Consider the following 10,471-nt stretch of genomic DNA (forward strand, 5'->3'; position numbering starts at 1 on the left):
TGAATTACATTCGGTTCCATTTGGTTCCGTTAATAGAATTAATGCGTGTTAATGTTTCTATTAATTTTGAAGTATCATACGTTGGTCCAGCTCCAAAAACCTTTACAATTTCATCGGCTTTTGCATCAAAGAAAATACGTGTAGGCAAGGCATTTGGTCTTGCTTTATGTACATTTGACAATAAATTTATTGCGTTTGCAACGCCTGCTTTTCCTTGATTGGGATCGGTTGACATAACATCTAATCCTTTTATGTGGTATTCGTACAAAGCTTCACGGTACGGCGAATACATGTTCGACAATAAATCGTTTGAAAGTGCGTATCTGTTGTTTTGATCGCCCATAACCCAACCTTTATCGCCATTTTGCTGCATCATAGAAACCACATTTGTTGCTTTCTGATAATTTGGCGTTCCACCGTATAAGGCGAAAGAATCGGCATCTAAACCAATAATGATGTTCGCGTAAAAGCTTAAAATTCCAACTAAATTAGATCCGATGGAGTTTTCTGAATAAACCAAAGGCTCAAATTCGATATAATTAAAATTGATGTTTTTATCACTGAAGTTTAAAAGCGATGTTCCGTAACTTGAATTGTAAATAGGACGAGTTGACTGTATTTGAAGCGTTCCCGAAAACGAATTTGAGTTTGGATCGTAATCTGAAACTACCAACATTACGTTGCAATCGATCAATTCGCTGCGTTTTACGTTTAAATTGGTAAATTTTGTATTGTTTAAAAAATCGCGCATGCTGTTTTGCAGCGTAGTAAATATCTGCTTGTTAGACTGCTGGATTCTTTCGGAATTAACCATAACATTGGCATTTAATTCCTGCGAAAAACCAGAAAAGCTACTTAATAAAACAAAAAACAATACAAATTTATTCAACATAACTCTTAACAATTTGGTCAATAATATCTTTGGCTACAGCTTCTTTCGATTTTAATTCCTGTGGATAAATGCTAAAATCTTTATCTATAAAGGTAACTTTATTTGTTGGTTTACCAAAACCTGCACCTTGATCGTTTAGTGAATTTAAGACAATTAAGTCTAAATTTTTCTTTTTTAGTTTCGATTTTGCGTATTCTACTTCATTTTCGGTTTCTAAAGCAAAACCAACTAAAAACTGATTGGTTTTAATAGCACCTAATGATGCCAGAATATCCGGATTTTTCTCCAGAACAATGGTAAATTCTTCGTCGTTCTTTTTGATTTTTTGATCGGCAACCACTTTTGGTCGATAATCAGCAACCGCAGCTGCACCAATTACGATATCTGCCGAAGGAAACACTTCGTGACAAGCCTGATACATTTCTTTTGCCGAAAGCACTTTCACAACTTGTATTGAATCGTTCGCTGTTTTTAAAGATGTTGGTCCGGTAATTAAAACTACATCGGCACCGCGTTTCGCAGCTTCATTGGCAATATCGAACCCCATTTTTCCTGTGGAATGATTTCCTATAAAACGTACAGGATCTATTGGTTCGTATGTGGGTCCGGCAGTAATTACAACTTTTTTTCCTTTAAGATCTAAAGCCGAATCATTATTGAAAAAATCAGTAATGGTTTGAAGCATGTATTCCGGTTCTGCCATTCTTCCCTGACCGATTAATCCCGAAGCCAGTTCGCCATAAGTACACTCAATTTCTATGTTTCCGTAGCTTTTTAACTTGCGAATATTTTCTGTTGTAGATGGATGTACAAACATATCCAAATCCATAGCCGGAGCAAAAAACACGGGACATTTGGCAGACAAATAAGTTGCAAGCAACAGATTATCGCACAAGCCATTCGCCATTTTAGACAATGTGTTTGCCGTTGCAGGAGCCATAATCATTAAATCAGCCCAAAGACCTAATTCTACATGATTAGTCCATTCGCCAAAATCTTTTTCAAACTGTGTGTAAACAGGTCGCTTTGATAAGGTTGCTAAAGTTAGCGGAGTTATAAAAGCACAAGAAGCAGGTGACATGATTACTTGAACCTGCGCACCTGCTTTTATTAATAATCGTACAAAACTTGCCGTTTTATAAGCGGCAATACCACCGGAAATTCCCAGAATAATTTTTTTACCGCTTAAGACAGACATTTTTTATCTATTCTTTAAATGTTATATCGCCATTTAACCACTCTTCTACTGCTAAAGCGTGTGGTTTAGGTAATTTTTCGTAGTATTTTGAAACTTCGATTTGTTCTTTGTTTTCAAAAACCTCGTCTAAACTATCGTTGTAAGTTGCAAATTCGTCTAACTTATCAATTAATTCCTTTTTAATTTCGGTATTAATTTGGTTAGCTCTTTTTGCAATAATTGTAATAGCTTCGTAAATATTACCTGTTGGTTTTTCAATTTCGGCTTTGTTGTAGGTAATTGTGTTTACCGCAGCGTGGGTTTTCTTTAAATCCATTTTCTTATTTTGTTGAAAATTGTTGTAATTCTTTCTTTAATCTTTCAAGCATTCTGTCTGCTTCGTCTTTGTATTTTGTATTTGCATCGTAAGCAATTAAATCTTCGTGCAAACTTACAGCATTTTTTAAACGTTCTTCCATTTTAGAATACACACTGTTTAATGCCAGTTTGTAAGCTGAATCGAACTTATAAAACAATGCATCGGTTTTATAAACTGTTCCCGGATAATCTAACAAAAAGTTATCTAAAGCTACAATTGCCGCGTTATAATCTCTTGTATATTCTCCAATTTTGTTGAATAATCTTGCAGATTCGTATGCTTTACGCTCAATTTTTTCGGTAAGCTCTCGTTTTTTTGTATTTGCGTCTTCTTTATATTGCGATTCAGGATAAGCCGATAAAAAAGCATCGAATTTTTGAATTCCTTCGTAGGTTACGTGTTGATCCAACGTAAAAACTTCGGACATCTGATAAGCCGACATCGCTTCTAAATACATAGTTTCTTCGCGGTTTGGACTTGCTAAATAAAGCAAATTAAACTTTTGAAACATTGGTTTGGCAGCTTCCCACTTTCTTGCATTGTAATACGATTTGCTGTATTTGTAATACATTGACTGGTAATTGGCAGCCCAACCTTCTTTCTTTTCTACTTGTTCGTATAAACGAATGGCTTGTTTGTATTTTCCTTTCTCGTATAATTGGTCGGCTACTTCGTTTTTATAAGCACTGTCATCTACCTTTAAGGCTTTTTGAAGTGGCGAGCAGCTTGCAAACAGTAATGCGGTTAAAAGAATATACGAAATTTGTTTCATAAATTGTTGTTGTTTATACAAAAGCTATGTACTTAATAGCAAACGCAAAGTTAATATTTATCTTGTTACAGAACAATATCTTTTTAAACAAAAAAAGATGTCCTAAAATAAGACATCTTTCCTGACAATTAAACTTAATGATTCGTTAAATTATTATATGTTTTGATTGGCTTGTTGTTGTGGAAAGTTTTTTATATCGTTATCAAACAAATACAATCCACCTTTATCGTCGCCAATTAAATTAATTTTATCTAAAATTGTACGTGCTGTTGATTCTTCTTCGATCTGTTCTGCAACATACCACTGTAAGAAATTGTGTGTAGCATAATCGCGTTCCTGTAACGAAATATGTACCAAATCGTTGATGCTTTGCGATACAAAAACTTCGTGTTCAAACAACTGCTTAAACAATGTTTTGAATGAGGAATGATCTAACTGCGGTTGCTCTACATTAGGAATTAGTGCTTCGCCTCCACGTTGGTTGATGTATTTTATTAGTTTTAGCATGTGCATGCGTTCTTCGTCAGACTGAGCGTACATAAAGGTTGCGATACCCTCGAATCCTTGATTTTCTGCCCAAGATGCCATTGCCAAATAAATTTGCGATGAATCGCCTTCTATTTTTACCTGCTTGTTTAAAGCTGTTTGCAAATCTTTTGATAACATAGTTTATTTTCTTTTTATGGTTAGAATTTCTTAACAAAATTAGCCAAACGGTTCGATAAATCATCATTAACATTTACCAAAGGCAGTCTTACATAATTTTCGCACAAACCTAAATGCTTAAAAACTTCTTTTACGCCACCCGGATTTCCTTGTTCAAAAATCATATTGATCGCATCGGTTAACTTGTAATGGATTTTGTAAGCTGCATCAACATCTCTCTTTAATCCCAAACGCACCATTTCAGAAAATTCTTTAGGGAACGTTTCTCCGATAACCGAAATCACTCCTGCTCCACCAGCTAATACCATTGGCAACGTAATAATATCATCACCCGAAATAACTAAAAAGTCGTTTGGTGTGCTGCGAATTAGCTCCATTGCCTGAACCATATCGCCTGCTGCTTCTTTAATTCCAATAATGTTTTTAAAATCGGTAGCTAAGCGAACCACGGTGCTTGGCAACATGTTACTTGCTGTACGTCCCGGAACGTTGTATATTATTATAGGTAAAGGCGAATTTTCAGCAATCATTTTAAAATGTTGATAAATTCCTTCCTGCGTTGGTTTGTTGTAGTAAGGCGATACTGATAAAATTGCATCGAAACCCTTTAAATTCTCCGCATTCAACTGGCTAACAACTTCTGCAGTATTATTTCCACCAACACCTAAAACCAAAGGTAATTTACCGTTATTGGCATCTATAATGATCTGTTTTACCAAAGCTTGCTCTTCTTTCGTTAATGTAGCGGTTTCTGCAGTGGTTCCTAAAACAACCAAATATTCTACACCCCCATCAATATTATATTTTACAATGCTTTTTAAAGCTTCAACATCAACCGACAAATCTTTTTTAAAAGGTGTAATCAACGCCACACCGGTACCTATAAATGATTTCATTTTAATAAATTAGTAAGTTAAAAATAATCTTGTCTTAATAAGATACAAATTATTCGTTGTAATTTTGTTTGTAACAAAGTTAACCATTTTCATTAAAAAAAATATGAAATATAAAAACTTGCACAAACAATATTTTTACCTGATTATTGTTGGCGTTGCATCATTTTTAGTCACTAATTGTGCACCTAAAAAATACACCAATACAAAAATTAACACAACCTATATTGAAGTTGCAAATACTATTGAAACCAATAGCGATATTGATGCTTTTTTAAAGCCTTACCGCGACCATATTACCAACGATTTATCAAAAATTTTAGCTTATAATCCGCAAGATTTGGACAAAGCTGCTGAACGCTGGCAAAACCCAATGACTAATTTTTATGCCGATGCTATTTTTGAAATTGCAGCCCCAGTTTTTGAACAACGAACAGGTAAAAAAATTGATTTCTGCTTGTTGAATTATGGCGGAATTAGAGCAACTATTGCCAAAGGAGCTATTACCACCCGAACTGCTTATGATATTATGCCATTTGAAAATAACGCGATTGTTTTGGGATTAAAAGGAGAAAGTGTTTACGAATTGGCGAATTTTATTATTGCAAATAAAGTGGCACATCCGTTAAGTGGAATTGAAATTTTTGTTGATAAAAATCAGTTGGTTAAGGATATAAAGATCAACAATCAATCGATCGATAAAAACAAAACCTATTATGTAATTACAAACGATTATTTGGCAAAAGGTGGCGATAAAATGGATTTTCTTTTAAAATCGGCCGAAAATTATTCGTTAGATTATAAGCTAAGAAACATGTTTATTGCTTATTTTACTAAAATTGATACATTGAATCCTTCTGCTAAACCAAGAATAATTTTCGAATAATGAAACGTCGCGATTTTATCATACAAACATCGGCTGCAACCGCCATAACATTAACAGGATTTGGGTTAAGCAGTTTTTCATCGGCAAAAACAAAGCGCATTACCATTTTGCATACCAACGATACGCACAGTCATTTGGATACTTTTCCGCAAACCGATGCCAAATTTCCAAATCAGGGTGGTGCTGCAAAACGTGCTACTATTTTCAATAAAGTAAAGAGTGAAAATCCGAATACCTTGATTTTAGATGCCGGTGATATGTTTCAAGGTACGCCCTACTTTAATTATTACGGTGGCGAATTAGAAATTAAAGTCATGAATATGTTGAAGTACGATGCCGGAACTTTAGGAAATCACGAGTTTGACAATGGTGTTAATAGCTTGGCAGAGCAAATACAAAAAGCTAATTTCGATATTATTAATGCCAACTACGATTTTAAAAATACGTTAATGGATGGTTTAACCAAGCCCTACAAAGTTTTTATGAAAGACGGAATTAAGATTGGTGTGTTTGGTTTAGGAATAAAGCTGGAAGGTTTGGTGAACAAAAGCGAATATGGCGAAACAGTTTGGAACAACCCAATTGAAATTGCGCAAGATGTTACGCGAATTTTAAAAAATGATTTAAAGTGCGATTTAATTATTTGCTTATCACATTTAGGATATAAATTCGGAGGGAATTCTCAAATGATTTCAGATTTAGATTTAGCATCAAAAACAAAAAACATCGACTTGATTATTGGCGGACACACACATACTTTTCTCGAAAAACCAACGATTATACTCAATGCCGAACAAAAAGAAGTAATTATAAATCAGGTTGGCTGTTACGGCGTTCGCGTTGGGCAAATTGATTTTTACTTTGATGAATTTAAAAACAAATCAACAACTGCAAGGGTTATAAATGTGTAATTTTTTTATTTCTCATTATTTATTATATTTATAAAAACATTTACAATGAGAAACAAATTAAAAATTCTTTTTTTAGCACTTGCACCGCTATTTTTTTATGGATGTTCTAATGATGATCAAAAGAATGAGGAAGTTAACCAAATCTGTTATCCTACGTATGTTGAAATGAATATTAATGGCGAACCAATTCAAATGGAAGCAATGGGACGTGGAATAATGCTTACTCAAAATGGATACATTTTAGATCTCGGATTCGGACATTATAAAAGTGATCCTACTAAAGAAGTTGCTGTTAGTATAGAACTTCCTTACAAAAAATTAGGAAAAAATTTACTATCAAAATTTTCATTTCATTACTATTCGGGAAATGAATACTTTTCTGGAAATATTACTCACGGAGTGGTAAACAGCGAAGTTATAAGTAACACAAATAAGTGTTTTTATATGACATTTTCTGCAACTTTAACCAATAATGATAAAACATATGAAATTAAAGATGGTATAATAAAATATACATACGAAGAGCCTTTTTAATATTTTTCGTCTTATCGATATAAAAAAAGCATCCACTAAAATGGATGCTTTCATATTTTAACTAACTAATTCAAATAATGATTGCTTTCGCAAATCATTTAACCTTCTTTTACATTGTAGTAATTTCCATTTTATAAGTTCGAAAATACTAATACCATTAAGGCAACATAGACAAACAAACTCATAACTCCTTTTAAAACAGATTTCATTTCAATAGATTTCATATTGCATTTTTTTATTACAATACAAAATTACCACAGCTTGGTTATTTGAACATTTAGTAATGTTTAAGTAATTATTACTTCTTTTTTTGAAGAATACTTAATTATTCAGCTGATTTATAAAATCATCTTCAGTCCAGATAGGAATTCCGAGTTTTGTAGCTTTTTCTAATTTCGCCGGACCCATATCGGCTCCTGCAACAACTACCGAAGTTTTTCCGGTGATCGAACTTCCATTTTTACCGCCGTAATCTTCAATCTTTTGTTTGATTTCATCTCGAGAAAAAGTTTCAAACTTACCCGAAACAACCATTGTCATTCCCTCAAATTTATTAGAAACCTGCGTGCTTTCTTTCGCTTCAACAGCAAACTGCAAACCGTAATCTTTTAGTCGGTTAATCAATTGCAAATTTCCTTCGTCTTTAAAAAATGATCGAATACTCAAAGCTATTTTATCGCCAATTTCATCAACATTTATCAGTTCACTATAATCTGCCTGCATTAACGCATCAATATTTTTATAATGTTTTGCCAGTTTTTTAGCTACGGTTTCACCCACAAATCTAATTCCTAATGCAAACAACACACGTTCAAAAGCAATTTCTTTAGATTGTTCGATGCTTTTCATTAGATTATCTGCCGATTTTTCTGCCATACGTTCCAATGGAAGCACCTGCTCCTTTTTCAATTCATACAAATCGGCATAGTTACTAACCAATCCGTTTTTATACAGCAAAGTAACCGTTTCGCCACCCAATCCGTCAATATCCATAGCTTTACGGCTGATAAAATGTTCAATTCTACCAATAATCTGTGGTGGACATTCGTAAAAATTCGGACAATAATGTTGTGCTTCGCCTGGTTTTCTAACCAAAACGGTTCCACACTCAGGACAATCAGCAATATATTCTGTTTTAACACTATCTGCAGATCTTCCTGTAAAATCAACACCTATAATCTTTGGAATAATCTCACCACCTTTTTCCACAAAAACACTATCTCCCACTCTAACATCTAACTTTTCAATTTGATCGGCATTATGTAACGACGCTCTTTTAACGATTGTTCCCGCCAATTGCACCGGTTTTAAATTTGCCACAGGCGTTATAGCGCCGGTTCTGCCTACCTGATACGAAATGCTTTCTAAAACCGTACTAACCTGCTCTGCCTTAAACTTGTACGCAATTGCCCAACGCGGATTTTTTGCCGTATTGCCTAATTCTTCCTGTTGAAACAAATCGTTAACCTTAATTACAACGCCATCGGTTTCGTAAGGTAAATCGTGTCGATGTGTATCCCAGTAATTTATAAACTGAAAAACTTCGTCTAAACTTTTGACTAATTTTGATTGATTTGGAACTTTAAATCCGAATGAGCGCGCGGCTTCCAAAGAATTGGCGTGCGTGTTAAAATAATTGTTTGCGCCAACGATATTGTACAACAAACATTCTAACGGACGCTTGGCAACTTCTGCACTGTTTTGCAGTTTTAAACTGCCCGACGCCGTATTTCTTGGGTTTGAATACGGAGTTTCGCCAATATCGACCAATTCCATATTCATTTTTTCAAAACCGGCAAGTGTAAGAATTATTTCACCGCGGATATCAAACTTTGGCGGATAATTACCTTTCAACTGTAACGGAACCGATTTTATGGTTTTTATATTGTTGGTAACATCATCGCCCTGAAAACCATCGCCACGAGTTACCGCACGAACAAGTTTTCCGTTTTCGTAAGTTATCGAAATCGATGCACCGTCGTATTTTAATTCGCAAACATATTCAACAGCAACATTTCCCAAAACTTTCTGGATACGTTTTTCCCAATCAATTAGATCTTCTTGCGAATACGAATTCTCTAAAGAAAACATTCGATTTTCATGTACAACCGTATTAAAATTCTTGGTTATACTACCGCCTACACGTTGCGTTGGCGAGTTTTCATCGAAAAATTCCGGATGTTTCTCTTCTAATTCCTGTAACTTCTTTAGTTTTTGATCAAACTCAAAATCTGAAATCGTAGGATTATCTAAAACATAATAATTGTAATTATGTTGATTTAATTCGTTGCGAAGCGAAACAATTTCTGTTGAAATATCCATTGAAATATTGTTTTGAAATTATTTTTTTAAGATCGATTTTATCTGCTGATACAATTCTCCCTGACTTAAAATTCCGCCTTGCTGAATAATATCAAAGATTTCTCCGTTGCGATCACCACCAAAGGATTTTGCACCAAAACGAATCTCCACATCATTTGCATACAGATTATCGCCTAACCATTGCAAACCTTCTTTAGTTAAAAAGTCAATTTGATCATTCGTGTTTTTTATAACAATAGTATCAATCTCCTTGTCATCAAAGCGAAAAAGAAAAATATAGTTTTTTGAAAAATGCTCAATATATTGTGCCGATTTTAAAACACCTTCCCACACCAAATCAGAAAAAATATCAATTTCTTGTTCGGCAACTTCAGGTTTATCAATCTTTAACTGTTCCCATTCTGCTTTATCAATTTGTTGCGATGCCAAAAAATTAGCAAACTCTACATGTAATTCCTCTAATTGTTCCTTTGTTAAACGTGCGTATTTCATTAATCTTTATTTTAAGCAAAAATACAAGGATTAAATTATAGTTCTACCATTTTTAAAAAGATTATTAAATTACATTTAAAGCAATCCTTTCCGCTGTCGCTACAGGTCGGGCTGTCGCGAGTCGCTTTTGTTTTTCCAAAACAAATAGCTCCAACAATCGCTCTATCCCTATTGCAGTTGCGTGTTCAATGTGCGGTGTTTGATACTGTATGTTTTAAATTACTTCAAATCTGTGGAATCTGTGGCTGAAAAATCAATTGCGCCGAGCTTTAGCCAAACACACCCTGTCGAGGTGTACTATCCATCTGTTATTAAATCCAAACCTATCTAAAACAAAAAAGTCCCTTACATTTCTGTAAAGGACTTTCTAAAAAAAGGCGGCGGATCGACCGTAGGGACACGCCGCACCTATAACAAAAAAAGAGGATTACTATCTTAGTAATCCTCTTCTTAAAAAAAGGCGGCGACATACTCTCCCACATTAAGATGCAGTACCATCTGCGCAATCGGGCTTAACTTCTCTGTTCGGAATGGGAAGAGGTGAGCC

General features: G+C 34.4%; 11 protein-coding genes and 1 rRNA gene. 3 read left to right on the plus strand and 9 right to left on the minus strand.

All coding sequences use genetic code 11. From position 1 onward, the window contains the following. Positions 1 to 4: 4 nt before the first annotated feature. From porD to dapA, 6 genes are all read right to left on the minus strand, one after another. Positions 5 to 892: a type IX secretion system protein PorD gene (gene porD / locus BM253_RS12950; protein ID WP_091525101.1), complete on the minus strand. Its 888-nt coding sequence runs from the start codon at positions 890 to 892 to the stop codon at positions 5 to 7. Next, the gene (coaBC, locus tag BM253_RS12955) at positions 882 to 2,090 is read right to left on the minus strand and encodes a bifunctional phosphopantothenoylcysteine decarboxylase/phosphopantothenate--cysteine ligase CoaBC (RefSeq protein ID WP_091525105.1); all 1,209 of its coding nucleotides are present in this window, start codon (positions 2,088 to 2,090) and stop codon (positions 882 to 884) included. Before coaBC ends, porD begins: the two co-directional genes overlap by 11 nt. Before the next feature lie 7 nt (positions 2,091 to 2,097). Continuing rightward, on the minus strand, positions 2,098 to 2,406 hold the full coding sequence (locus BM253_RS12960; protein WP_091525109.1) for a DNA-directed RNA polymerase subunit omega: 309 nt from the start codon (positions 2,404 to 2,406) through the stop codon (positions 2,098 to 2,100). A 4-nt stretch (positions 2,407 to 2,410) separates the two neighbouring features. Continuing rightward, complete coding sequence (locus tag BM253_RS12965) at positions 2,411 to 3,220, minus strand: outer membrane protein assembly factor BamD (protein ID WP_091525113.1); 810 nt, start codon at positions 3,218 to 3,220, stop codon at positions 2,411 to 2,413. Between the two features lie 153 nt (positions 3,221 to 3,373). Beyond that, a complete protein-coding gene (locus BM253_RS12970) occupies positions 3,374 to 3,886 on the minus strand; it encodes a ferritin (RefSeq protein WP_091525116.1) in 513 nt (170 codons plus the stop codon). A gap of 20 nt (positions 3,887 to 3,906) precedes the next feature. After that, complete coding sequence (dapA, locus tag BM253_RS12975) at positions 3,907 to 4,782, minus strand: 4-hydroxy-tetrahydrodipicolinate synthase (protein ID WP_091525119.1); 876 nt, start codon at positions 4,780 to 4,782, stop codon at positions 3,907 to 3,909. Positions 4,783 to 4,885: 103 nt separating this feature from the next. Between dapA and BM253_RS12980 the strand changes: the two genes are divergently transcribed. Genes BM253_RS12980 through BM253_RS12990 form a run of 3 tightly spaced genes read left to right on the plus strand, consistent with a single transcriptional unit; the run spans position 4,886 to position 7,110 of the window. Continuing rightward, a complete protein-coding gene (locus BM253_RS12980; RefSeq protein WP_091525123.1) occupies positions 4,886 to 5,665 on the plus strand; it encodes a 5'-nucleotidase C-terminal domain-containing protein in 780 nt (259 codons plus the stop codon). Beyond that, positions 5,665 to 6,576, plus strand: coding sequence for a bifunctional metallophosphatase/5'-nucleotidase (locus tag BM253_RS12985; RefSeq protein ID WP_091525126.1), 912 nt, complete (start codon positions 5,665 to 5,667; stop codon positions 6,574 to 6,576). Before BM253_RS12980 ends, BM253_RS12985 begins: the two co-directional genes overlap by 1 nt. Positions 6,577 to 6,621: 45 nt before the next feature. After that, positions 6,622 to 7,110, plus strand: a complete 489-nt coding sequence (locus BM253_RS12990; protein WP_091525130.1) for a hypothetical protein — start codon at positions 6,622 to 6,624, stop codon at positions 7,108 to 7,110. Positions 7,111 to 7,431: 321 nt separating this feature from the next. On the opposite strand, the gene ligA is transcribed toward BM253_RS12990, so the two are convergent. The 3 genes from ligA to rrf form a co-directional block, all read right to left on the minus strand. After that, a complete protein-coding gene (ligA, locus tag BM253_RS12995; protein WP_091525134.1) occupies positions 7,432 to 9,432 on the minus strand; it encodes an NAD-dependent DNA ligase LigA in 2,001 nt (666 codons plus the stop codon). 18 nt (positions 9,433 to 9,450) lie between these two features. Further along, the gene (locus BM253_RS13000) at positions 9,451 to 9,924 is read right to left on the minus strand and encodes a DUF6495 family protein (protein ID WP_091525137.1); all 474 of its coding nucleotides are present in this window, start codon (positions 9,922 to 9,924) and stop codon (positions 9,451 to 9,453) included. A gap of 455 nt (positions 9,925 to 10,379) precedes the next feature. Next, positions 10,380 to 10,471: ribosomal RNA gene (gene rrf / locus BM253_RS13005) — 5S ribosomal RNA — on the minus strand; the annotation flags it as partial.

The sequence above is a fragment of the Paenimyroides ummariense genome (assembly GCF_900115115.1).
In the GTDB taxonomy this organism is placed as follows: domain Bacteria; phylum Bacteroidota; class Bacteroidia; order Flavobacteriales; family Flavobacteriaceae; genus Flavobacterium; species Flavobacterium ummariense.